We start from the raw sequence: 25043 nt of genomic DNA, 5'->3' as shown, positions 1-25043 counted from the left end.
TCTTTATGAGGCATTTTCTCTACTGTACAAATTTGTTTCCTAATGTCACCTTTTCTTTTTCTTGACCAATTTTAAAGTAAGCTTCAAAAATATCTTTTGCAAGCTGGGTATTACTACCACCCAAGCCATCTGCGCCATACATACTGGTAACAACTGCAATCTCCGGCTTATCGTAAGGTGCAAAACCAACAAACCAGCTATTTTCATATTTTCCTTCTTGAGCTGTTCCTGTTTTAGCTGCTACTTGAATAGGAAAGTCTGTAAAATAACTTCTCGCTGTACCAGCTGAGCCTGTAGCTACTTTATGCATTCCTTCATAAATATTAGTCAAAGTAGATTCTTTAAAATTAAGGGTATTAAATACTTTTTCTGGTGTTTGCGTATAATCTCCAGTAATCTTGTGATCATCAATGCCACTTACTACTTTTAAGTCATAAACCGTATGTCCATTAGCTAGGCCTGCTACATAACGTGCCATTTGTACCGGTGTAAAGGTATTCCCTCCCTGACCAATAGCTGTACGTACATTATCTGAAACATTCCATTCCATATGAATATCTTTAAAGAAATCATCTACATAAACGCTTAAAATACGATCAATTACTTTACTTACTGTACGTTCCTGTGCATTAAAGCTCCCTTCTTTAATAGCAGCCATACGTCTTTCTAGTTCCGCGCAAACATCTTTCATATCTTCTTGATCTTCATAACGCTTATACGCTGCCGCATAACCATCATAATAGGCTTGCTCTAAGACACCTTGTGGCATCTTATCTAAAGTTTTAGTGATTGTCTTACGTGTCCCTGCCTCTATATAACTTTCTAAAGTTTCTTGTACCACACTTTTAGTACGTAACTTTAAGCTTGTTTTACTATCCCTTGCTAGTACCTCATCAGCAATTTCTTTAGAAATGGCATTTACACCTTCTTGCAGGGCATCTCCTATATCTTCAATCACTTTATCATAAATCGTAGATAAATCTTCGCTCAAAACAATGGCTAATTCAGAATCTAAACTTTTCTTAATATAACTTTGTGTTAAATAATCGATTCTGCCATCTAAGTCTGTTGCTCTACTATCACCTAATGTATAGAAAATATCCAAGTACTCTTGTACCTCTGACAAGAGTTTCTCTCTATTTTCACTTTTCTTATCCTTCATATTTTTAATATAGTTAAGTGCTCTAGCTGCTTGTGTGCTAACTGCATTTTTAGGATTTGAAATATTAGGTGCTGTTTCTTCTAATTCAACACCAGAGGTATGGCTTAATCCAAACATTTCTACATATTTTGAAAGCGCATCAATTCCTCCATAAGGTGCGCCATATTTAAGTCCTAAACGATAAGCAATATCATAGAAATAATAGTTACAAGACACCTCTAAAGCCCCTTGTATATTTAAACTACCATGTCCATGACCAGTATTCGTATAAATCCAACATTTAGGTGCTGGCAATCCTACATTTGGATATTCACCTGTATCATAGATCATTGTATCAGGTGTTACTACTTCTTCTTCTAAACCAGCTACAGCTACAATCATTTTAAAAGTAGAACCTGGCGCTTTAGCTGTTTTTAAAGCACGATTAATTTCAATATTACGTTCATCTACACCGTCATGTAATTTTCTATAAATAGAATTAAAGTTCTGTGTAAATTCATTACTATCATAAGAAGGATATCCTACTAAAGCTAATACTTCTCCAGTATTAACATCTACGACTACAGCTGAACCACTAAATGGCATAATCGCTGTTTGATCAGGCTTTAATTCTCCACTTTCTAGCTCAGCAATTAAAAGAGCTTCTATAGAACCGATATTACCATCCCAAATACGTTTCATTTGATCTTCATCTAATTTTAAGCTTTCTTGCTCTCCTAAAGCAAGAAGAAGCTCTCTATCAGTAATTAAAATTTCTTCGCTATCTAACATATTAGCAAAATGCTGCTTAATGGTTAAGGTCGTTTTTTCTTCTTTTGATAGATTTTTTTCTTTTTCTTCTAAGACCTTTAATGCTTTTTCATAATCTGCTGCTACTTTATCATAAAGTTGTCTTTGCATTTGGCTTTGTGGAGCGGTTTTCATTATATTAAAATCTAGTTGGTTATTCTTAGCCATGGAAATGAGAATTTCTCTCCCTGTTAAAGGAACGGTTTTTTCTTTTCCTTGTAATCTACCTACAATACCTTCAGCTAAACGTTTTTCCATAGCCTGATAAGTAGCTAATTGCAAATCAGCATCCAAGGTTAAATAAACATCATTTCCAGCTTTAGCTTCTTTCGTCTCTAGGGTGAATACAGTTCGTCCTGCATTGTCTACTTCTATGAGTTTACTTCCTTTTTCTCCTTTAAGCTCGGACTCCATACTGCCTTCAATACCTACTTGCCCTACTAAGTCATCTTTTTCATAGCCACTATCTTTTAAGTCATTGTACTGACTTTCAGTAATCATACGGGTATACCCTAAAATATTACCAAACGCTTTACTATAAGTCTCTGTATAATAACGCTCAGATTCTACTTCTGCCATAATACTTGGGAAATCATCTTGATGCTCCTCAATAGCAGCTAAGGTTTCCATTGAAATATTTTTAGCTAGCGTTACCTTTTTATATTTTTGATAAGTGGTTTGTGAGATTTGTAAACGCATTGCTAAAATTTTTCTTGCATCTTCATCACTAATTTCTGAATCCAGATTATATCCTTTTTCTCCTCTTAAATAAGCCATTAATTCTGGTGCAGAATAGGTATATAACAATTCCTTGTGTTCTTGATTATCATAAGGTACATAATTGGTAATAAAACTCCTAATACTTTGGTCATCTTCTGTAAAAGTAAAAGGTACCGTTTTTGAGATTGGCATATTATCAATATATGTATCTTCATTTTCTTCAAGCAAATTAGCCACATTTAAAAGAATTTGGTTATAATCATCTTTTTTCAAACTAACTTGTGGGTCTGTTTTAAGTACATAAATCGGTTTATTACTTACTAAGGGTTTGCCATAGCGGTCATAAATAAGACCTCTTATAGCAGGTATCTCTACTTCTCTTTGTACACTTGCTCTTAAATCCTCTTCATAAGCAGCATGTTCTATAATTTGTAATGTATAAAACTGATAAACTAAAACAACAAACATGCCCACCACCACAATGGACACAATAAATAATCTATCAGAAAGTAAACGGTGTTTTTTTTGGTTGAGTTTATGAATTCCCATTTTAAAATCGACTACTAAATGAGCCGATACTCCTTTCCATTATTGGTTAAATTGTTCACCAATTTAGGTGTCATTTCGTTTATTTTTGACATTGTTAACTCTTTTATTTTAACGTATTCCCCTAAGTATCACAACCTCTTTTCATAAATAAAACAAAGTTTTTAAGACCTCTTTTGTCTTAAAAACTTTGTTTTATTTTCCTATTCCTTATAAGCGACTACCATTGTCCACCCAATCTTTTGCGTGAATGACATCTTCTATAGAAGGTGTACTTGTACCTGCCGCAGGATTGACCTCCTGTGCATCCACTAGTGGAAAGGTGATTTCACTGTTTCTTGTATCGGTATTATTTATTCTTTTATTATTCTTTCCTGATAAAGCTTTGCTTTTTTGATCGTGCATCTTGCTACTCCTTTATTAATTTGTTTTTTGTTTTAGTTTAACTGGAGCAATATCTGTAGTAATTGGCTTAGATGTATATTGATGCTCTTGCATCCACTCTAAAAAAAGAGTCATTGTTTCAACTACATGCTTAATATCATGGAACAAAATAACTTTGGGCTCTTTTTGAGATTTTTGAATCATTTGAGTCGTGGCCCGAAATGTTTTATAAGGATTACGATAACACCAATCTTTAGAATCAATATTCCAGTCCCATATCACATATTCACGAGCTGCTAATGCTTCTGCTTGCTTCTTAGTTAAATAAGGGCTACTTCCATAAGGCGTTCTGGCTAAATTGGTCTTGCTTCCTGTAATTTGTTCTAGTGTTGCATTTGCTTTATCCATTTCTTTTAAAGGTCCTAATGTACCACAATAAAAAGTAGATTTTTCATGAGTCACACCATGAACACCAACGGCATGTCCTTCTGCTACTATACGTTTTACCATATCCGGATTACGTTTCATCTCTGTATCTAACATAAAAAAAGTAGCTTTCATATGATACTTAGCCAAAACATCTAACAATTTTCCCGTATACTCACTCGGTCCATCATCAAATGTTAAATACAAGACTTTGTATTCTATTTGCCCTTTTGATCTATCTTGATCTACCGGACTACCTAAAGCCGTTATTTGAATCAAAACAAGGAACAATAGAATGATGGATTTAATTCTCTTCTTCATGCTGCTCACCTAACTTTATGGTCTTTTGTACACAGATTTATTATGAGCTTTTTTTTTAATATCATACCTTATTTAACTAAATTACTGACATAATCACAAATAATCGACTGTTTTTAGACGCAAAAAAAGCTTTACTAAATGTAAAGCTTTTTTTAAAAAAATAGTAATTTAATAAGCACTAATACAAACATATGCAACGGATAAAATAAATAAAAGAAATAACGTAAACTACTCAACCGCTTATTCTTTAGTAGTATAATAAAGACAATGGACAACACTGCATAAATTTGCAACGGACTATTATAGAGTAAGCTATCTATTAAGGTAAGTAAACCAAATAAAATATATGCCACTAGTTGATTTTCTTTTTTAAAACTATACTCATAAAAAAGAATCACTACAGCAACACCATACATACCATAGTCACACGCTAATCCTTCTGCTAAAATCAGTAATAAACCAACCATTATATAATTGCCAATTTTCACAATCTCACTTTGCTGCTCTGCACTCTTCAAAAGCCAAAGACAACCTAATGCAATTAAAAATGTAAAACCAATATTTAAGCCGAAAGCCCTTCCATAAGCTACTTGAAACATCCATAAAAATGGCAACTGAGAAATAATTGCAAATACCGTCATTCGCTTTATATAATTTTTTAATGAGGAAGTATGCCAAAAACCACTAGCAACCCCATAAGCAAATAAAGGCATTGCTAATCTTCCTAACGCACGCCATAATGGCTGAGTAGGATAAAATAACATTCCTATATGATCCATTAGCATGAAAATAGCAGCTATAATCTTCACAATTTACCTCTTCTACATATTTTTTTCTCGGCAGTAGGTTGCAAAAGCATTATCTTTTTCTAGGACATGTTCTACAAGCCATGTCATAATAAAATCCACAAGTTCTCTTAATTGTTGTTGTTGGGCATGATCTAATTCATGTAAATCAAAATCATTTATTTTTTCTATAAAATCTTGATGCTCCACTAAATGTGAAAAATACTTAGGGTATTGAATCTTCTCCATTAATTGTTGTTCTTCATTAAAATGATAGATCACATATGCTTTTAACTCTTCTATTATCTCCACTATCTCATCAAACTTATCCATGTGACCTGGTAATAAAAATAATTCCTCAATACGCTCCGAAATATCAAACAACCTTTCATGTTGCTTATCAATTGCTTCAACACCTATCGCATAACTAGATTTCCATTTCATCTGATCATCCCCCTAATAAATTAGTAACTATTTTAATAGTTGCTTATAATCGTCTTCTTTAAAACCCACAAGTACTTTTTCCTCTGTGATTAATAATGGTCTTTTAATAAGCATGCCATTTCCTGCTAATAATGCTACTGCTTCTTCTATATTCATATTCTTCACACGTTCTTTTAATCCCATTTCTTTATAAAGTACACCATGTGTATTAAAAAACTTAGTAAATGGTTCCCCACTTTGCATAATCCACGCCTTTAACTCCTCTGCTGTCGGTGTGTCTTCTACAATATGCCTTATTTCCACTATAGCATCATGTTCTTTTAATGTCTTTAATGCCTTTTTACAAGTGCTACAAGATGGATAGTAAATAAAAATCATTTTCATATATTAACTCCAATCTCTCTCTTTATTCATAGTATGCCTATTGATTTATTATCTGTTTCTTCTCTATATTTCCTATTATTCCCTATTTACTTGACACACTACTAAAATAGATTATACTAAAGTAATATATATCATACAAGGAGGCTTAACTATGTTTATTCGCGATATTCAAGCTCAAGATCAAGCCATTTACATGCAAATGTCTAAAGACTTTTATCATAGCGATGCCACTCTTTTTGCTATGACTGATGAGCAGCTACAAGCTACCCTTCAGAAAGCCCTTCAAAACTCACCTTTTTTAAGGCTTGTTATTATTGAAGAAGAACAAACAACCGTAGGTTATGGTTTATTAGCTTTTTATTGGAGTAATGAAGCAGGTGGCATGGTGACTCAGTTAGAAGAGTTCTATGTTTTACCAGAATATAGAGGAAAACAACTAGGTAGCCAATTTTTAAATTGGTTAATAGATTCTTATAGAGATCAAACAGCTCGTTTCCGTTTAGAAATATGTTCCAGTAATGTGGGAGCTAAAAAGCTCTATGAAAAATATGGATTTAGTACTTTAGATTATATTCAAATGATTAAAGATATGCAATAAGCATTATTTCATAAATAATTTTGAAAGAAAGACTTGAATTTTAGCTTACTTTATAATAGAATCTAGTTTAGATAATAGTAATTATTAAAGAGGAGGAGTTTTATGCTAGAATCAACTGCTATTTTAAAAGCACATCACCTTAAAGTAACACCTCAACGTCTTGCTATCTTTAAAATGTTACGTCATACTAACGTGCATCCTAGTGCTGAAACCATTTATAATAGCTTACAAGAAGACCATCCAACCATGAGTTTAGCTACCGTTTATAAGACATTAGATGCCTTTGTACAAAATGGTCTTGTGCAACAGTTGAACTTAGGGGAAGATAGTTACCGTTATGATGCTGATACATCACCTCATAGCCACATGCAATGTACAGTTTGTAAATCAGTAGAAGATATTGAGCAACTTCAGCAAGTAGCACCTATTAAGCAAGAAGTTCAAGAATTAACAGGTTATCAGCTTCTTAGTGAGCAATTTTATTTTTATGGTATTTGTCCTGAATGCCAAAAAACAGCACAATAAGGTACTAAAAAAGACACTTTCACATAGATGTAAGAGTGTCTTTTTTAGTACCTTATTTGATTCTTTTACTTACAAAACGTTCAATACGCACAAGGGCTTCTTTTAGCTCTTCAACTGAATAAGCATATGAACATCTAATAAAACCTTCTCCATATGTACCAAATGCAGTACCCGGTACAACTGCTACCTTCTCTTCTTTTAACAGTGTTTCACAAAATTCATCACTAGTCATTCCAGTTCTCTTAATACTTGGAAATACATAAAAAGCACCTTCTGGTTCAAAACAAGATAATCCCATTTGCCTAAAATGCTCTACCATTAAACGTCTTCTTTTATTATAGCTCTCACACATCATAGCCACATCATCATCACCATTTCTCATCGCTTCAATAGCTGCATATTGGCTTGTCGTTGGCGCACACATAATAGCAAATTGGTGCATTTTCGTCATCAATTTCATCAATGGCACTGGCCCTAAAGCATATCCTAAACGCCAGCCTGTCATGGCATAAGATTTAGAAAAACCACTAATTAAAATGGTGCGCTCATACATACCTTCAATGCTAGCAATAGAGACATGCTTTTTACCATACGTTAGTTCTCCATAAATTTCATCTGATAACACAATAATATTGGTTTCTCTTAATACTTCAGCAATTGCTTCTAATTCTTCCTTTTCCATAATAGCTCCTGTCGGATTATTAGGATATGGTAAAATAAGTATTTTTGTACGTGGTGTAATATACTGTCTTAACTCATCTGGTGTTAATTTAAAGTTATTTTCTTCCCTTGTAGGTATCGTCACAGGTGTTCCACCAGCAAAAATTGTACATGGCGTATAAGAAACATAGCATGGTTCGGGTATAAGCACCTCGTCACCAGGATTAATTAATATACGAAGCGCCAAATCAATGGCTTCGCTTCCACCTACTGTTACTAAAGTCTGATCTTTAGGGCAATAACTTAAGTCAAATCTTCTTTTCATATAGTTGCAGATTTCTTCACGCAATTCTAAAAGACCTGCATTAGCAGAATAAAAGGTCTTCCCTTTTTCTAGAGAATAAATGCCCTCTTCACGAATATGCCATGGTGTATCAAAATCAGGTTCTCCAACACCTAATGAAATAGCATCTCCCATTTCATTTGCAATATCAAAAAATTTACGTATTCCTGATGGGGGTACATCCATAATACGCTTTACCATTAATTCATCATAATTTATCATGGCGATACAATCATCCTTCCGTCCTTTTTACCTTCCTCAAAAATCACTCCATAATCTTTATATTTTTTAAGTACAAAGTGAGTGGCTGTACTTAAAACAGAATCTAACGGTGCTAACTTTTGACCAACAAAAAGGGCAACTTCTTTCATTGTTTTTCCTTCGATAATAACCGTAAAGTCAAAACCACCTGACATTAAATAGACAGCTTTTACTTCATTATAATTATAAATACGTTCAGCTACTTTATCGAACCCTTCACCTCTTTGAGGGGTTACACGCACTTCAATAAGTGCTGTGACAATATCTTTTTTATCTGTATGATCCCAATTAATAAGTGTGTTATAACCGCAAATAATTTGACTATCTTCCATTTCTTTAATCGCCTTGGCCACTTCATCTACCTCTTTGCCAATCATAATGGCAATATCCTCAGCAGTTAATCTGCTATTATTCTCTAAAAGCTCTAAAATTTCATTTTTCATGGTTTTCATCTCCTTTTTACCCTTTAAAGCTTATTATACATCATATGAAAATAAGGTTGCCACATAAATTTTCAAAACATTATATAACGTTATGTCTTTTATGTGATAGTCTTATTGTAATCAACTTTCCTTGTGTTGCACAGAGCCACACTTCTTTGAAACCCTCTAATAAGTGGTTCCCTTATGATGAATAATGCTACTCATACAAATATAGTATTAAGCTCTTGGTATGTTATAAAACACAGCATGCGAAAAAGCTACGTACTATTATCGTTGTACGTAGCCTTTCATTAAGAGCTTATTATTTATGACTTGCTTTTAGGATTAGCCAGTAGCGCTGCCAAATAGCCGAATACAATAGCTGCTGTAATACCTGAAGCTGTTGCTGCTAGGCCTCCTGAAAAGGCACCCATAATACCACTACTTTTAACTTCTTCTATTGCTCCTTTGGCCAAGGCATAACCAAAACCAGAAATAGGTACTGTTGCTCCTGCCCCTGCAAACTCTACGATGGGTCCATAAACACCTATAGCTTGTAAAACGGCTCCTGCTACCAAGAAAAGCACCATAATTTTACCATTTGTTAATTGAGTACGGTCTAATAAAATCTGTCCTATTAAACAAATAAGACCACCTACTACAAAGCACTTGAGGTATTCCATAAAAATGTCCATTTGTTTGCCTCCTATTTCATTTCAATACATACAGCATGGGCAATACCTGGTATAGTATTTCCTTGTTGTGTACTACCTGGACTCATTAGCGCTCCTGTAGGTACAATTAAAATCTTCTTTAGTTTTTTCTCTACTAACTGTTTATAAAAGTATCCTGTAAAAATAGAAGCAATACAACCACAACCACTGCCACCGCAATTGGTTCCTTGCTTTTCATCATCATACATGAGCTTACCACAATCTTGAAGAACACCACTTAAATCTGTTCCTAATTTACCAGCGATGTCAATAGCAATATCATAACCGCAATTACCTAAGTCTCCAGTAATAATAGCATCAAAATCATTTGGCGTTTGATTGGTATCTTCTAAATGAGCTAAAATCGTATCAACGGCAGCTGGTGCCATAGCTGCCCCCATATTAAAGGTATCTGTCACACCTAAATCTACAATTTTCCCAGGTGTCACACTCGTTACCTTAGGACCTTCTCCGCACCTAGAAAGTAATACAAAACCACTAGCTGTCGTAGTCCATGTTTGTGTTTCTGTACGCTGTCCACCATATTCTAAAGGAAACCTAAATTGCTTTTCAGCAGCGCAGTTATGACTACTCGTACCTGCTATAACTAAGTCCGCCATACCTCCTGCAATACACATGCTTGCTAAAGTCATAGATTCCCCCATGGTTGAGCAAGCTCCATATAATCCAAAGAAAGGAATATTAAAATCTTTAACACCAAAGGTACTGGCAATCACTTGATTTTGTAAGTCTCCTGCATAGATGTAGTGAATATCAGCAGGCGTTTTACCTGCCCGATCTAATAAGCCTTGGATCGTTAATTGAACCATACGAGCTTCTGCTTTTTCCCAAGTATCTTCTCCCAGTAATTCATCTTCTAAAGGATGGTCAAAGTATTTTCCCATAGGTCCTTGTACTTCTTTTGGCCCCGCTGTTGCATAAGCATAAGTGATAACAGGAGGCTCTTTAAATGTAATGGTCTGTTTACCAATATGTCCCATAATCTCCTCCTAGATAAAATAATAAATAATACCAATTACAACACTAGCAATGGTTCCAAATACAATGACAGGACCTGCTATAGTAAAAAGTTTAGCTCCTAAACCATAAACATATCCTTCTTTTTTATATTCCATAGCTGCACTAACCATAGAATTAGCAAATCCAGTAATAGGTATCAGCGCACCTGCTCCTCCAAACTTGCCTACATTATCATAAATATTAAATGCTGTCATTATAGCGCTAATTAGTATAAGAGAATCTGTTGTTAACGTAGAAGATTCTTGAAAAGAAAAACCAAAAAACATATAACCATTAATTAAAAGCTGTCCGATACTGCAGATGATACCTCCTACCAAAAAAGCTTTTATACTGTTACCAACTACTTTATTTTTAGGTGAATGTTCATCTATAATTTTTTGATACTGACTTTTAAGTTGATTTGTATTAGCCATCGTTACTTACTCCTTTACTGTATGATTTCTAAAAACATAGGGTACAACCAATAAAGTAGTGACCCTATCAGTTTACCTGCAGCTAAAGATAATACGAATAATGAAATGCCTTTTTTAACCTTCACTCTTCTGTTCACAATAGGAAAGACATCTAGCACCTCTGCCAAAGCAATAATAAGGCCTCCTACGAACATCCCAAAGCCAAATAAAAGTAAAACCACTACCCAAGACCATAAAAATAGTCTCGTTTCCCACATTGAAAGAATACTACCGCTAATAGCCCCCAGTATAATAGCATTTTCATACCATATGACATGATGACCTGTTTGGGTACGATGTGCCATCATTGGAATAACCCCTATAATGGTAATAAAAGCTACAACACCACCAGAAATAATAATACCTGCGCCCATACCTACTAAAATCCTAGGGATAATTGTTAATATCTCCCTCATTATGGTTCTCCTCTTCGCTTATCACTAATGCTCTCTATTTCACAATCCTCTACATTCTTTTCATACTGCTTAATTTCTACTTGCATAGGCGTAGGATCATCTGTAATTTTCTTAAAACCAAAGTGATTAAAGAAAATAAGAAGGCCTGCTGCTATGCCTATAGAATACGGAATTGTCAGTAGGAGTGGCTGTTCTTCTTGTCTTCCTGTAAAAATACGATTTAAAATAATAAAGGTCTTTCCTAAAGAAGTGTCTGTATTGTACGTCATAATAGCTACTGTTGCACCTGCAAACACAATAAGACATAGCCCTACTACTTTTACCCATTCCCATACATCATGTGTCTTAGGTGGCTTTTTCCTATATTCAATCACCACATCAGGGTCTCCTACACTTTGCACATCTGCTTTGGGATATTCTTTCCAAATCGCATTAATGATATCAATAATGGTTACAATATAACGTCCATTTTTCTGTGTATCTGGTACAAAGAAAATGCGCATAGCATCTACTTTGGCTTTCACCTCTGGAGGTGCAGCCACATCGGCTAGATCTTTAATAGTCACACTACTTAAACCTTGTAAAGTCTTACGTTTATAGGCTCTTACATAAATGGTACACTTTTGCATATCCAAGATAATCGCCCCTATCTACGAACATACCATTGGTAGTTTCTGATTGCTTATGGTCCTCTATATATTTATAAGCTGTAATACTCCCTCCAATAAGTATTAAAGTGAGTAAGGTTAAAATAATAACTCGTTTTTTCATACTACACCTCATTTTATTCTTTTCATTTTTGATTCTTATTCTTTTTTAGTTTTTCCTTTTATAGATTTATTATTCCCTAAACTTGTAAAGCTTTATTTTCTTTCAAAATAAATACTCTCTTTTAAGGTAACTCCCCTCATTACCTTTTCCAACTAAAAAGAGCATGTCCTTTGGCTTTCGCTTTTTGGACATGCTCTTTTTGCTATATCTATTATTTACTTTTAACGATATTTCAAAAAACCTTCTCGTTTTCTTTCTATCATTTCATCAATACGTTCAATATAATCCTTTAAACTTTTCACATTCGGTATACGGTCAATACGCTCCCCATTTTGATAGACCATCTTTGTAATAGCCCCTGCTCCCAGAGCAATAATACTTTCTTTTTCTTCCATAATTTCAATGTTATAAACACATTGAGTTCCTGGTGCAGCATAACCCACATTTTCAAAATTACCTAACATATTTTTTTGGCGATACATATAATAAGGTTTCAATCCCATGCGAGCCATACGTTCTTCACAGAGTTCTAGCATTTGCTGAATCTTTTCGCCTTCTGTTAAGGCATATGCTTCTTCACCTGCCACCAGCTCTTCTTTTAAACGAGAAGCTCTTTTAATGGCCATGGTATGAACCGTTATATTTTCTGGACCTAGCTTTTCTAGTTCATCTAAAGTATAAGCTACATCTGCAACTGTTTCTCCAGGTAAACCTAAAATCATATCCATATTGATACAATCATGTCCTAGGGCTCTAGCCTCAGCAAAAACACGTTTAATATCTTCTACTCCATGACGTCTGCCAATCGTATCTAATGTTTTTTGATTCATACTTTGTGGATTAATAGAAATACGCCCAACACCTTGCTCTTTCATAATACGTAGTTTATCCTTCGTAATGGTATCGGGTCTACCTGCTTCAATCGTATATTCTTCTACCTCTGATAAATCAAAGCTACTATTAACATGCTCTAATAAACGTAAAAGCTGGTCTTCATTTAAACTTGTGGGTGTTCCTCCTCCTATATATAAACTACGAATAGGCACTCCTTTTTTTGCTTCAGCCACAAAAGTTATTTCTTTAAAAAGCGCTTCTAAATAAGGCTCTACTTGAGCTTCACATTTTTCTAAGCTATACGCGGTAAAGGAACAATAAACACATCTTGTTGGACAAAAAGGAATACCTATATATAAACTGATTTCTTCTGGTTTATTTTGACGTAAAATAGCCAGTTCTTCTTTGGCTACCTCTCGCATCAGTATTCTTTTATTAGCACTTACTAAATATTCAGCTTTCAAATGTGCATCGATTACTTCATCATTTAACCCTTCTTCTAATAATTCATGGACTAATTTAGTTGGTCTAATTCCTGTTAAAATTCCCCATGGCATCTTACGATTGGTATAATCTGTTAAAGTCATATAAACTGCTTTCTTTAAAGCTTGTTTCAGTGCTTTTTTATCCGCTAAAGGATCTCCTATTTCCTTAACAGGATAAATCGCTTCATTTAATAAGAGGTCCCCATCCTTTAGTTTTGCATAGACTTTTGGTTTTTGATAATGCGTCTCAAGCTGTAACTCATCCTGAATGTAGGGTGTAAACAAATTAATGATATTACTGATTTCATATTCAGCATCATGACCTTCACATCGTAAATTAATCATCTTTTTTCATCCTTTATATTAATCGAAAAAATTAAAAACAGGGTTTGTTTCTTTTTCCTTCTTCACTGTAGTGGCATTGCCATGTCCAGGGTAAAGTATGGTTTCATCTGGCAAAGTAAAGATTTGTGCACGAATAGCGCTCAATAGACGGTTGCTATTACCTCCTGGTAAGTCTGAGCGCCCTACTGATCCTGCAAAAATAATATCTCCAACAAAAGCTAATCTATCCTTCTCAGAATAATACGCTACTCCATCTGCAGTATGCCCTGGTGCATAAATGACACGCACTTTAAAATCACTATTTGCGTCTAAAGCAATTTCATCCCCATGCTCTACATAGTAATCTGCTGATAAGGTAAATGCTTCACCCAATTGACTAGAGTAATTCCAGTTGGCATCTTCTAAATATTTTTTCCCTTCTTGATGAATGATGATACTACACCCAAGTGCCTCTCGAATAGCTTCTGCTGCTCCTATATGATCCACATGCCCATGAGTTAGTAATATTTTTTCAATCACATACCCGCGCTCTTTAATATAAGCCAAAAGACGAGGTGCTTCTGCTCCTGGATCAATAATAAAACCATGCTTTGTTTGTTCATCTATATAAAAGTAAGTATGTTCTTGAAGCATGCCTACAGTTAAATTGTGTATCATAAATAATCCTCCTATCGCTATTAAACGCCTTCATTATACTATTATCTTTGTCTTTTTTACAACTTTTCTTTAAAACTGCTTACTACTATCAATTAAAATCGTTACTGGTCCATCATTGACTAAACTCACCTTCATATCTGCTTGAAACTGGCCTGTTTCAAAAGGCACATTTTCTTGTTTTAATTTCTCAATAAATTGATTGTATTTCTTTTCTGCCTCTTCTACACTTCCAGATGCAATAAAACTTGGCCTCATCCCTTTAACAACACTACCATACAAAGTGAATTGAGGTACAATTAGTAATTCTCCACCGATATCTTGTACTGAAAGATTCATTTTTCCTTCTTGATCTGAGAAAATTCTAAGTCCTACTAATTTTTTTATCACATATTGAAGATCAGACTCTGTGTCTTCAGCCCTAACAGCTACTAATACCATAAGCCCTTCATCAATAGCACCAATTATCTTCCCATCTACTTGAACAGATGCTTCACTCACACGTTGTACCACAGCTCTCATTCATGTTCTCCTTTCTGCACTACACTGCTTTTAATAAGAGTACAAAAAGGGACTGTTATCAAACCATTTAATAGCCTAATAACCTTCCCTTTTTCAATTTTATTTTAAGATGAAACACGTATAATCTCTAATACATCTCTTACGCCATTAATTTTTCTTGTTAGCTCCTCAAGTTGATAAATATCATGAATTTCTATCTTCACATTAAAAACAGCATTGCCTTTAGTTGTTTTAGCATTTAGAGATTTAACAGGTAATTTCATATCTGTTAATATCTTAGAAATATCAACGATAATACCTAGGCGATCTAAACAAGTAATTTGAATCTCTGTCACGTAAGTACGCTTTTCAGCTGCTTGTTTTTCTTCTAACCAAGTGGCTTCAATTAAACGCTCTTTTTCTTCTGGTGGCATATTCAGCACATTCACACAATCGGCGCGATGAATAGAAACGCCTCGCCCTCTAGTGATATAACCAATAATGTCATCTCCTGGTAATGGACCACAGCATTTAGAAAATCGTACTGCAATGTCTCCTACTCCTTTTACAACAATACCACTAGAATGCTTCTTTTGTCTGGATGGTCCTGTTTCAACCACTTCATTATGGGTCTGCATCACTTGCTCAGGTGTCACTAACTCTTTTTTCACCTTAAGGGTTTCATCAATGAGCTTTTGAATAATTTGGCGTTCTTTCATACTACCATAACCAATAGCCGCACAAATTGCATTCCATGATTTCATCCCATAACGCCTGTAGATGACCTCTACCACAGCATTGTCTGTTAGATAAGATAAATTATAACCTCTTTGCTTAGCCGCAATCTCAAGAAGTTCCTTGCCTTTGATAATATCTTCATCCTTATACTGTTTACGGAACCATTGATTAATTTTAGTACGTGCCTGGGTACTTTTAACAATATTAAGCCAATCCCTGCTAGGGCCTTTAGCATTACTAGCTGTTAAAATTTCTACGCGGTCTCCATTTTTTAGCACATAGTCAATAGTGACGATTTTGCCATTCACCTTGGCACCTATCATTTTATTACCTACCCCACTATGAATGTGGTAAGCAAAATCAATCGGCGTAGATCCCTTTGGTAAGGTTAATAATTCTCCAGAAGGTGTAAACACATAGACTTGATCACCATAAACATCTAAGTCACCTTTTAAAGCACTCATAAATTCTTGGTTATCACTCATATCTCTTTGCCACTCTAAAATTTCACGTAGCCAAGTTAACTTTTCTTCTGACTTATCTTGAGTACCTTGATCCGTTTTACCTTCTTTATATTTCCAGTGCGCTGCAATACCGTATTCTGCTGTACGATGCATCTCTTCTGTACGAATTTGCATCTCAAAAGGTGTTCCTTCTTCTCCCATTAAAGTAGTGTGAAGTGAACGATACATATTAGGTTTAGGCATGGCAATATAATCTTTAAAACGTCCTGGAATAGGTGTGTACATTTCATGAATAATTCCTAGGACACCATAACAATCCTTAACACTTTTGACAATTGCACGTACAGCAAACAGGTCATAAATTTGGTCTAAGGTCTTATTCTTGTTAACAATTTTCTTATAGATACTGAAGAAATGTTTAGGTCTGCCTTCAATAACAGCTTCAATTCCTGCTGCACTTACCTTTTCCTTAATCTGCTGTACAATGTGCTCGATATATTGAATACGTTCCATGCGTTTACTTGAAATTTGATGTGCTAATTCATAGTAAACCTCTGGTTCCATATATCTTAAAGACAAATCTTCAAGATCTGCTTTGATTTTACAAATTCCCAAACGATGTGCAATAGGCGCATAAATATTAAGTGTTTCTTCTGCAATTTCTTTTTGTTTAGCCGGTGTCATAAACTTTAAAGTCTGCATATTATGCAAACGGTCAGCAAGTTTAATGAGTACGACACGAATATCTTGAGCCATAGCCAAAAACATTTTTCGATAGTTCTCAGCTTGGATTTCTTCTTTTTGAAGCTGCTTATTTTGAGCAGAATATTGAATCTTTCCTAATTTAGTTACACCATCTACTAAAAGGGCTACTTCCTTATTAAATAAACGTTCAATATCTTCTAAGGTATAGTCCGTATCCTCAACTACATCGTGTAAAAGTCCAGCCACAATAGATTCGATGTCTAATTCTAAGTCTGCTAAGTTACACGCTACCTCTAAAGGGTGAATAATGTAGGGTTCTCCTGATTTTCTAAGCTGCGATTCATGAGCTGATTTAGCTAGCTGATAAGCTCTTTCCACCATTTCTAGATTGTCAGAAGGGTGATACGAACGTATTTTTTTTATTAGTCTTTCATAAATTTCATCCGGCATCTTTAACCCCCCTTTATGTAGTGTCATTATAATTATTTAATATTATAGACATATTAAACTAAAAATTCAATGCCATTATCTATAAACTTACTTATGTTACGGTATTTTTACAGTTTTCCCGAAAGTTTTGATATAAAAAAATAATAAATAAGCAAAGCTCACGGCTTTGCTTATTTATTATTGCCTAATATTTTAAAATAGATTCAATCTCATATCCTTTTAACAACTCTCTACCTTTAAGGAATTCAAGTTCAATAAGGAATACTATCTTAACAACTTCTCCGCCCATTCTTTCAATTAAATCAATCATGGCTTTTGTTGTACCACCAGTTGCTAGTAAATCATCTACAATAACAACCTTTTGACCTTTTTGAATAGCATCAATATGCATTTCAATTGTAGATGAACCATATTCTAAATCATAAGTTTGTGAAACACATTGATAAGGTAATTTACCTGGCTTTCTAACAGGAATAAAGCCTTTTTTTAATTTATACGCAGTAGGTACCCCAAAGATAAAGCCTCTTGCTTCTGGACCTACTACACTATCAAATTCTACATTTTCCAAGTGTGCAGCAATTTGATCAATAGACTCACTTAATCCTTCCCCATCTTGTAAGAGTGTGGTAATATCTTTAAAAAGTATACCCTCTTTTGGAAAATCTTTTACATCACGAACAAGAGCATATAAGTTCATATATTGCCTCCTAAAATATTATTCTTGTTAGCCTTTATTTTTAGAGCGATTGCCCTCGCACCTTTTTTCTTCTCATATAGGTTGCTTTTAAACTATTTTTATGACAAATTTCATTATAACATAGTATTTCATTTCTGATAATAGCTTTTGCGATATTTTTTTACCTTTATTAACGTATAGGATTAACTTTTTAGTAAAGAATTTGATGAAATATTTTTTAAATAAGTATACATCCGTTGGCAAACTATGCTATAATGTAGAAGTTATATATTTTAATAGGAGTGTTATCATGTCGGAAAAATTTCAAGTAGGCCAAATTATTGAAGGAACTGTAACAGGAATCAAACCTTTTGGAGCTTTTGTTTCATTAGATGAAACAACCCAAGGACTTGTGCATATCTCTCACATCACACATGGTTATTTAGAAAACATTAATGATGCTGTTAAAGTAGGAGATCAAGTCAAGGTTAAAATCTTATCTATTGATACTGAAAAAAACAAAATTTCTCTTTCTATTAAAGAAACACAAGAGAAACCTAAAGCACCTTCTTCTAGACCGTCTTCTTCTAGACCATCTGCTGCAAAAGCACCTAAGAAAGAAACTCCTACAGAAAGCTTTGAAAATCTTATGAAAGACTTCATGAAGTTTTCTAATGACCGTCAAGCGGATATTAACAAACGTTTAAATCGCTAAGTACTATTTATTCACGCAGATGTTAAAAGGCACCTTATAAGGTGCCTTTTTTTAATGTTATTCATTTATTTTGTTACCAATTAAATCTTTAATTACCTCAGCTGCTATAATAAGCCCTGATGTAGCTGTTACAAAAACCATAGAACCTGGTGTTTGTCTTCTTGCTGCACCTGCACCACCATGAACTAAACTTTGATCTGGTTTAATAGGTGCTTCTGTAGAATAAACTACTTTTAATTTTTTAATGCCTCTTTTTCTTAATTCGCTTCTCATGACTTTTGCAAGTGGACACATACTTGTTTTATAAATATCAGTTACTACCAATTTCGTTGGATCTAATTTATTAGCTGCACCCATAGCACTTATAACTGGAATTCCCATTGCTTTCGTGCGTTCTATTAAATCTAATTTAGAGGTCACCATATCAATGGCATCTACTACATAATCATAACTTTTATCTAAAAGTGTCTCAGCTGTTTCAGCTGTATACATTTCTTTAAGAGCCACAACTTCGATTTCTGGATTAATCTCTAACACTCTCGCTTTCATAAGCTCCGCTTTTGATTGTCCCACAGTCTTACTAGTAGCATGAACTTGTCGGTTAATATTACTTATACAGACCTCATCATGATCAATTAAAACTAATTTACCCACACCACTTCTAGCTAAGGCTTCTACTGTATATGAACCTACACCACCTATACCAAAAACAGCCACTTTACTTTCTTTCAGCTTTTTTAATCCTTCTTCTCCTATAAGCATTTCGCTTCTTGAAAATGCGTGTAACATATATAAACTCCTTCTATAACTCAAGCTTTATTTTCGTTATTTTTTCCATTTTTTAATTAATAAGCCTGTCAAATTTTGTATGCTTCATTCATATATTATAGGAGTTTCGATTATTTGACAACCTTAAATTTCTTTAAGCCCTATTTACTACAATAACAGTATCATTACGTTTTTCACTGTTTTATTTATAATCAAAATGGATTGCATAAAAAAGTCCATGAGATTTTCATGGACTTTTCTTATTTACTGATTTTTCTTACCTCTATCATAAATTTCCTTAAATCTAGTTTCTGAAAGCGTAAGTGCTTCTCTTATATCCTCTTTATTAATAAACTGATCAGCCATTTTTTCTGCTATAGCTTCTACAGCATCTTTACAATCTGCATAATTAGTGTAATTTCTACAGCCCATATAACAATCCATCATTTGTAAAAAAAACGATATACTTTCATCTGTAATACTATCTATTCTATCCCATGACCAACCACTAGGCACCATCTTGTAAGTGGTTTGTAACGCTTCTAAACCTTCTTCATAGGTTGATTCACTATTACGCATAATTTCAATATCAGCTATGCATGATTTGACAAAATCTACATAAAAAGTTTGCTCTTCTTCACTTAGAGCTTCCTTTGCTTCTTTTGTCAACGCATAAGGCTCAACTGCTTTTTTTTGACATCCTACTACAAATAATAGGCTTATGCATAATCCTATTAGGATTATTCTTTTCATTACACCTACTCCCCCCTATTTTAAAGAAGTTATTTTATGTCTTATTTTAACACATTATTCTCACTTTTGTTATAATTATTTTCAATATTTCATCTAATTGGTATATTTAAATTACAAGAAATGTCTCAACTCCACTGCAAGACTTTCTTCTAATGTAACCAACTGCTTAGCTATAGAAATAGATTCTTGATCTGCTTCTTTATACTTATTCATATATTTACATAAGGACTTTATGCCCATATTACAGCCATCTGTAATTAAATCAGCAACTTCTGCATCGCATTCATTTTGCATAAGCTTCACATTAACTTTAAGCCAAGACATCACTTTAGCAATAGGATTAGGTTCTTTCTCCTCATCATGATACTCACTTAATAAAACATGCGTTTTATCTCCCCAATCTTCATGAGCTTTTTTAGAATCCACTAATATTTTTTTAAGTGAATCACTTTTAATACTTTCTAGTACTTCATCAATAGACGTTACTGCCATCTTAGCACCAGCATTACATTCTTTAAGCAATTTAATTGTATCTTGATTTGCCATTAATCAGTCACTCCTTATTTTATTAGATATTCTTATTTATCTTTCCTTTTCTCAACTTATTTATACTACTTCATTTTTGATTTTTTGTTTCCTCCATATAAAAGCCCTTAAGCTGTTCTTTTATCAAAGATCAACTCAAGGGCCTTATTTTATCTATTTAACATATTTAATATCATTTGTTTTGGCTTTACACCAACACTTGTGTCTACTAGCTGACCATTCTTGATTAAAGCTAATGTTGGTATACTTGCTACTTTAAAATCTGCTGCTAATTCTGGTTGTTCATCAATATTTACCTTGCATACTTTAATACCTGTCATTTCATTAGCAATCTCATCTACAATAGGCGAAAGCATACGACAAGGTCCGCACCAAGGTGCCCAAAAATCAATCAAAACTGGTGTATCTGCTTTTTTAACTTCTAAATCAAAATTTCCTTTTGTGATATTAATAACGCTCATACAGTCCACTCCTTCATTTATTGATATGACTATTCTTAAGCTTTGTCAAAATCATTTACTTTAACTAACTCTATTATAATACTTTCTTTCTTCTACTTCTGTGACTATATCACTTATAAGTTATTTTTTGTTAAATAAATAAGTTAAGTCCTGAATCTTCTGCTGCTCCTAAATAAGAAGCCACTCCACCAATCTCTACACCTTCTATAAACTCTTCTTTTTTGATTCCCATGAGTTCCATACTCATAGAACAAGCTACTATTTTTACACCCATATCTATGGCATTTTTAATCAATGTGTCTATATCATCTACTTGATGTTTCTTCATGATTTTTTTAATCATCCATGCACCCATGCCACCCATATTCATATGAGACAAACCTAACTGATTCGTATGCTTAGGTAACATGATATCAAATAGTTTTTCTATTTTGTCTTTCTTTATCTTAGGTTTATTTTTTCTTTTTAAGATATTAAGCCCCCAGAAAGTGAAAAATAAGGTGACAGGTTTACCCATGGAAGCTGCTCCTGTTGCAATAATAAATGAAGCAATTGCCTTATCTAAGTCACCACTAAATACCACCATGGTAGCTCCTTCTTTTCCTTCACTTGTTTGCATTGGATTGATTAGTTGCCTTTTTGTATCTTTGATCCCTTTTTGAATATAGGCTATAAAGGCTTTTTGTTTATCATCGAAACTGGTTTCAATTAATGTGTTTTGGGTTTTATCACACCATGCTCCAATATCTTTAGTAAAACCGGGGTCACTTGCTTTTACTTCTAGGATTTCTCCTTCTTCCATTTGCTTTACTTGCTCGTATACTTTTCTAATAGGTCCTGGGCACTGAAGACCACAGGCATTTAGGGTTACATTGGGACCTAATTGCTTTTGATTAACTGTCACTACTATTTCACTTCCTTTCTCAGCTTCTATCTTTGTTATTTTCTTTCGACTTAAGGCCTCATTGGCTTTTTGAACGGCAAGATAGGTTTTCATACCCCCATCAATGTTCTTACATTTATAGCCTAAAGCCATTAATAAACGGCAGGCTACATAGCCACGTTGCCCTACTTGGCAAGTTACATAAATTTCTTTTTCTTTAGGAAGTTCTGTTATACGCTGTCTAAGATTACTAAGTGGTATGTTGATAGACTTCGGAATAACACCTGTCACTAATTCAAATGGCTCTCTTACATCCAAAATAAATGCCCCTTGACTTACAAGGTCATCTACCTCATACCACTGACTATTTTCTACTAATCCCTCCATGAGATTAGCTGCATAATACCCTAGCATATTAACAGGATCTTTAGCTGAATTATAAGGTGGTGCATAACAAGGTTCTATGTCTTGTAAATCTATGACCTTGAGACCGCCTTTAATGGCTACTGCCAAAAGATCTATTCTCTTTTCTACCCCTTCCATACCTACACCTTGCGCGCCTAGGATTTCACCTGTTCGAGGATCAAATAACATTTTAAAAGCAATAGGAAAGGCGCCTGGATAGTAGCTTGCATGAGCATTAGGATGAATATGCACCACTTCATAAGAACGCCCTAGATGCTTAAGCATCTTTTCATTGTTTCCTGTAGTAGCTACTGTATAATCAAAGACCTTAGCAACCGCTGATCCTAATGTTCCTCTATAATTGGACGCTCTTCCGCAAATATGGTCTGCTACGACTCTGCCTTGCCTATTAGCTGGCCATGCTAAAGGAATCATCATTTTCTCCCCACTTACAAAATCTTTAATGCTGACAGCATCCCCAAGTGCATAAATTGACTTATCAGAAGTGCGCATGTGTTCATCAACTATAATAGAACCTTTTTCTGTTACCTCTAAGCCTGCTGCTTTTGCTATAGTCGTTTCTGGTGTTACCCCTATAGCCATAATAATCATATCTGTCGAAATAACCTCTCCACTACTTAACACAACTTGATGACCTTCTTGTCTAAAAGCTTCGACACTTTGATTTAAGATAAGGTTTATGCCTTGATCTATAAGGTGTTCATGAATAATACTGGCCATTTCTATATCTAAAGGAGCCATCACTTGATGAGTTGCTTCAATAAGTGTTACCTCTAAGTGCTGATGCTTTAAATTTTCTACCATCTCCAGTCCAATGAAGCCACCCCCAATTACAACTGCCTTTTGAGGTTTTTCCTTATCTATATAAGCTTTGATACGATCTGTATCTGGAATATTGCGTAAGGTAAAGAGCTGCTTACATTCTGAAAGTCCTTTGATAGGTGGCACTGTTGGCTTTGCCCCTGGAGATAGGACAAGTTTGTCATATTTTTCACAATAAATTTCATCAGTTTTTAGATTTTTAATGGTTAATTGTTTCTGCTCACGATCAATAGCTATAACTTCTGACAAAATACGAATATCTATCTTAAATTTATGGGACATCTCCTCAACTGTTTGTAACAGAAGCTGTTCTCTTTCTGAAATAACACCGCCTATATAATATGGTAAACCACAGTTTGCAAAAGAAATATACTCTCCTTTTTCAAACATGATAATGCTTGCTTCTTCGTCTAAACGTCTCAGTCTCGCAGCAGTAGAAGCACCACCTGCCACACCACCTACAATTACTATTTTTTTACTCATATACATGCTCCTTTTATTTTATAAATCTGTTAATAGTTGTTAGTTTTATTACTTATCATTGTAACTCTACTTTCTCATTCTTTTCTGTAACTAAGTCACTAAAAAAGAAGATACCTCATTCCCTATTTAGAATGAGGTATCTCCTTTTTTCTACTTATTTTAATTATTGATTCATTTGAAGCACTTGAAGCTGCATTTTATAGCTGACACCTTGCGACTTATTAAAAGGCCATTCCAAATAAGTAGTTTGTTCTCTTTTGACAGTACCTTTTAAAATTTCTTTCTCTATTTGTTCTATGGCTTGAATAGCTCCTTGTATGCTCCCTACTTGATTGCTTTTATTTAGTTCACAGCCAACAATAGCCTTATACTTAGTAGCTTTCCAAAAAGCAACATTAAACTTTCTAACTACTTTTTCATTAAGCTGAATAATCTTTTGTCTGACAGTCTCATCCTCTTGTCCTAATGTTTGCAATATTACTTGCCAAATCCAATCAAACATTGAAATAAGCTGACTATGTACACCTATCATTACTGCATACTCATAGCTCTTTGTTCCTAAGTCTAACTGACTTTTATCAAAATCCATTTCTACATTATCAAGATAGCAAAGCGCTTTATCTGCCAACTGATGAATATTTGTTTTCAAACCTTCTTTTCTGACTTCTTTTACTAAAATATCTGCATAAGTCCTATAAGCTTCGGCACCTATGAAGGTAAAATCACATACCTTTATTTGAACTTTGTTGGATTCAGCTAATCCATACTGCTTTAGGGCTTCCTTCATAGCCGACTCATCTTTATCAAGTAAACAAATAACATCGAAATGTTCTGATAAAATCTTAAGGTCTAGATCATTACATCTCCCTGCCCCCCAAATAGCCAATTGACTTTTTATTGGAAATTGACTCATGATATAATACGTAAGTGCCTTTCTATAATCCTTCCATTCTACAAAAGCATGTTCTAGTATCTGTAACTGTGTTAACTGATCATACACATTCATGTTATTAAACTCCTGCCTATTCATATTTCTCTTTATCTTATCACATTCTAGCCTTTTAATGAATGTGATAAAAGATATGAGCAAAAGCTTACCTATTATATAGCCACTTTATAAGCAAAAAGACAAAGCCTTTTATGGCTTTGCCCTTTTATAATACTCTAGCAA

The 25043-nt window shown here is 34.2% G+C and carries 28 protein-coding genes; 3 read left to right on the top strand and 25 right to left on the bottom strand.

Annotation, left to right across the window (positions count from 1 at the left end):
* Positions 1–19: 19 nt before the first annotated feature.
* The 6 genes from QTL86_RS04700 to QTL86_RS04675 all read right to left on the bottom strand — a co-directional run bounded on the left by QTL86_RS04700 (position 20) and on the right by QTL86_RS04675 (position 5961).
* Entirely contained in the window at positions 20–3139 is a 3120-nt protein-coding gene (locus QTL86_RS04700; protein WP_410496659.1) for a penicillin-binding transpeptidase domain-containing protein, read from the bottom strand.
* Positions 3140–3427: 288 nt separating this feature from the next.
* Complete coding sequence (locus QTL86_RS04695; protein WP_013657525.1) at positions 3428–3622, bottom strand: CDIF630_02480 family spore surface protein; 195 nt, start codon at positions 3620–3622, stop codon at positions 3428–3430.
* Between the two features lie 15 nt (positions 3623–3637).
* Complete coding sequence (locus QTL86_RS04690; RefSeq protein WP_410496658.1) at positions 3638–4348, bottom strand: polysaccharide deacetylase family protein; 711 nt, start codon at positions 4346–4348, stop codon at positions 3638–3640.
* Between the two features lie 152 nt (positions 4349–4500).
* Positions 4501–5157, bottom strand: a complete 657-nt coding sequence (locus tag QTL86_RS04685; protein ID WP_410496656.1) for a TraX family protein — start codon at positions 5155–5157, stop codon at positions 4501–4503.
* A 12-nt stretch (positions 5158–5169) separates the two neighbouring features.
* On the bottom strand, positions 5170–5577 hold the full coding sequence (locus tag QTL86_RS04680; RefSeq protein WP_410496655.1) for a bacteriohemerythrin: 408 nt from the start codon (positions 5575–5577) through the stop codon (positions 5170–5172).
* A 27-nt stretch (positions 5578–5604) separates the two neighbouring features.
* Positions 5605–5961, bottom strand: coding sequence for an arsenate reductase family protein (locus QTL86_RS04675; RefSeq protein ID WP_127066958.1), 357 nt, complete (start codon positions 5959–5961; stop codon positions 5605–5607).
* A gap of 151 nt (positions 5962–6112) precedes the next feature.
* Here QTL86_RS04675 and QTL86_RS04670 point away from each other — a divergent pair, with 151 nt between their 5' ends.
* Both QTL86_RS04670 and QTL86_RS04665 read left to right on the top strand, forming a co-directional pair.
* Positions 6113–6559, top strand: coding sequence for a GNAT family N-acetyltransferase (locus tag QTL86_RS04670; RefSeq protein ID WP_410496654.1), 447 nt, complete (start codon positions 6113–6115; stop codon positions 6557–6559).
* A gap of 102 nt (positions 6560–6661) precedes the next feature.
* Positions 6662–7084, top strand: a complete 423-nt coding sequence (locus QTL86_RS04665; protein ID WP_013657531.1) for a Fur family transcriptional regulator — start codon at positions 6662–6664, stop codon at positions 7082–7084.
* Positions 7085–7136: 52 nt separating this feature from the next.
* Here QTL86_RS04665 and QTL86_RS04660 read toward each other — a convergent pair whose 3' ends face one another.
* The 13 genes from QTL86_RS04660 to QTL86_RS04600 form a co-directional block, all read right to left on the bottom strand.
* Positions 7137–8309 carry an aminotransferase class I/II-fold pyridoxal phosphate-dependent enzyme gene (locus tag QTL86_RS04660; RefSeq protein ID WP_127066960.1) on the bottom strand — a complete coding sequence of 391 codons (1173 nt, stop codon included), beginning with the start codon at positions 8307–8309 and terminating at the stop codon, positions 7137–7139.
* Positions 8306–8791 (bottom strand): Lrp/AsnC family transcriptional regulator, encoded by a 486-nt coding sequence (locus tag QTL86_RS04655; RefSeq protein WP_410496653.1) that lies wholly within the window; start codon positions 8789–8791, stop codon positions 8306–8308. The genes QTL86_RS04660 and QTL86_RS04655 overlap by 4 nt, the downstream gene beginning before the upstream one ends.
* 305 nt (positions 8792–9096) lie before the next feature.
* Entirely contained in the window at positions 9097–9465 is a 369-nt protein-coding gene (gene spoVAE / locus QTL86_RS04650; protein ID WP_013657534.1) for a stage V sporulation protein AE, read from the bottom strand.
* Positions 9466–9476: 11 nt separating this feature from the next.
* Positions 9477–10484, bottom strand: coding sequence for a stage V sporulation protein AD (gene spoVAD, locus QTL86_RS04645; RefSeq protein WP_410496652.1), 1008 nt, complete (start codon positions 10482–10484; stop codon positions 9477–9479).
* 9 nt (positions 10485–10493) lie between these two features.
* Positions 10494–10937, bottom strand: coding sequence for a stage V sporulation protein AC (gene spoVAC, locus QTL86_RS04640; RefSeq protein ID WP_410496651.1), 444 nt, complete (start codon positions 10935–10937; stop codon positions 10494–10496).
* Positions 10938–10951: 14 nt separating this feature from the next.
* A complete protein-coding gene (locus QTL86_RS04635) occupies positions 10952–11392 on the bottom strand; it encodes a stage V sporulation protein AB (RefSeq protein ID WP_127066964.1) in 441 nt (146 codons plus the stop codon).
* Positions 11392–12021 carry a stage V sporulation protein AA gene (locus tag QTL86_RS04630; RefSeq protein ID WP_410497292.1) on the bottom strand — a complete coding sequence of 210 codons (630 nt, stop codon included), beginning with the start codon at positions 12019–12021 and terminating at the stop codon, positions 11392–11394. Before QTL86_RS04630 ends, QTL86_RS04635 begins: the two co-directional genes overlap by 1 nt.
* Entirely contained in the window at positions 11987–12163 is a 177-nt protein-coding gene (locus QTL86_RS04625) for a hypothetical protein (protein WP_013657539.1), read from the bottom strand. Before QTL86_RS04625 ends, QTL86_RS04630 begins: the two co-directional genes overlap by 35 nt.
* A 221-nt stretch (positions 12164–12384) precedes the next feature.
* The gene (hemZ, locus tag QTL86_RS04620) at positions 12385–13827 is read right to left on the bottom strand and encodes a coproporphyrinogen dehydrogenase HemZ (protein ID WP_410496650.1); all 1443 of its coding nucleotides are present in this window, start codon (positions 13825–13827) and stop codon (positions 12385–12387) included.
* An 18-nt stretch (positions 13828–13845) separates the two neighbouring features.
* Positions 13846–14484, bottom strand: a complete 639-nt coding sequence (locus QTL86_RS04615) for an MBL fold metallo-hydrolase (RefSeq protein WP_410496649.1) — start codon at positions 14482–14484, stop codon at positions 13846–13848.
* Between the two features lie 69 nt (positions 14485–14553).
* Positions 14554–15003 carry a D-aminoacyl-tRNA deacylase gene (gene dtd / locus QTL86_RS04610; RefSeq protein ID WP_013657542.1) on the bottom strand — a complete coding sequence of 150 codons (450 nt, stop codon included), beginning with the start codon at positions 15001–15003 and terminating at the stop codon, positions 14554–14556.
* Between the two features lie 104 nt (positions 15004–15107).
* A complete protein-coding gene (locus QTL86_RS04605; protein ID WP_013657543.1) occupies positions 15108–17339 on the bottom strand; it encodes a RelA/SpoT family protein in 2232 nt (743 codons plus the stop codon).
* A 184-nt stretch (positions 17340–17523) separates the two neighbouring features.
* The gene (locus QTL86_RS04600) at positions 17524–18036 is read right to left on the bottom strand and encodes an adenine phosphoribosyltransferase (RefSeq protein ID WP_013657544.1); all 513 of its coding nucleotides are present in this window, start codon (positions 18034–18036) and stop codon (positions 17524–17526) included.
* A 289-nt stretch (positions 18037–18325) separates the two neighbouring features.
* Between QTL86_RS04600 and QTL86_RS04595 the strand changes: the two genes are divergently transcribed.
* On the top strand, positions 18326–18730 hold the full coding sequence (locus QTL86_RS04595) for a CvfD/Ygs/GSP13 family RNA-binding post-transcriptional regulator (protein ID WP_013657545.1): 405 nt from the start codon (positions 18326–18328) through the stop codon (positions 18728–18730).
* A 57-nt stretch (positions 18731–18787) separates the two neighbouring features.
* On the opposite strand, the gene QTL86_RS04590 is transcribed toward QTL86_RS04595, so the two are convergent.
* The 6 genes from QTL86_RS04590 to QTL86_RS04565 form a co-directional block, all read right to left on the bottom strand.
* Positions 18788–19519, bottom strand: coding sequence for a ThiF family adenylyltransferase (locus QTL86_RS04590; protein WP_127066970.1), 732 nt, complete (start codon positions 19517–19519; stop codon positions 18788–18790).
* Positions 19520–19762: 243 nt separating this feature from the next.
* Positions 19763–20251, bottom strand: a complete 489-nt coding sequence (locus tag QTL86_RS04585) for a hypothetical protein (protein ID WP_013657547.1) — start codon at positions 20249–20251, stop codon at positions 19763–19765.
* A gap of 111 nt (positions 20252–20362) precedes the next feature.
* Entirely contained in the window at positions 20363–20797 is a 435-nt protein-coding gene (locus QTL86_RS04580) for a hypothetical protein (protein WP_127066971.1), read from the bottom strand.
* Between the two features lie 149 nt (positions 20798–20946).
* Entirely contained in the window at positions 20947–21258 is a 312-nt protein-coding gene (trxA, locus tag QTL86_RS04575) for a thioredoxin (RefSeq protein ID WP_410496648.1), read from the bottom strand.
* A gap of 130 nt (positions 21259–21388) precedes the next feature.
* Positions 21389–23872 carry a CoA-disulfide reductase gene (locus tag QTL86_RS04570; RefSeq protein WP_410496647.1) on the bottom strand — a complete coding sequence of 828 codons (2484 nt, stop codon included), beginning with the start codon at positions 23870–23872 and terminating at the stop codon, positions 21389–21391.
* Between the two features lie 163 nt (positions 23873–24035).
* Positions 24036–24878 carry a hypothetical protein gene (locus QTL86_RS04565; protein ID WP_410496646.1) on the bottom strand — a complete coding sequence of 281 codons (843 nt, stop codon included), beginning with the start codon at positions 24876–24878 and terminating at the stop codon, positions 24036–24038.
* Between the last annotated feature and the right edge of the window lie 165 nt (positions 24879–25043).

The sequence above is a fragment of the Cellulosilyticum sp. ST5 genome, from assembly GCF_046529625.1.
GTDB lineage: Bacteria > Bacillota > Clostridia > Lachnospirales > Cellulosilyticaceae > Cellulosilyticum > Cellulosilyticum lentocellum.
Note: the sequence above shows the minus strand (reverse complement) of the source record. Positions and strands in the feature narration are given on the sequence as shown.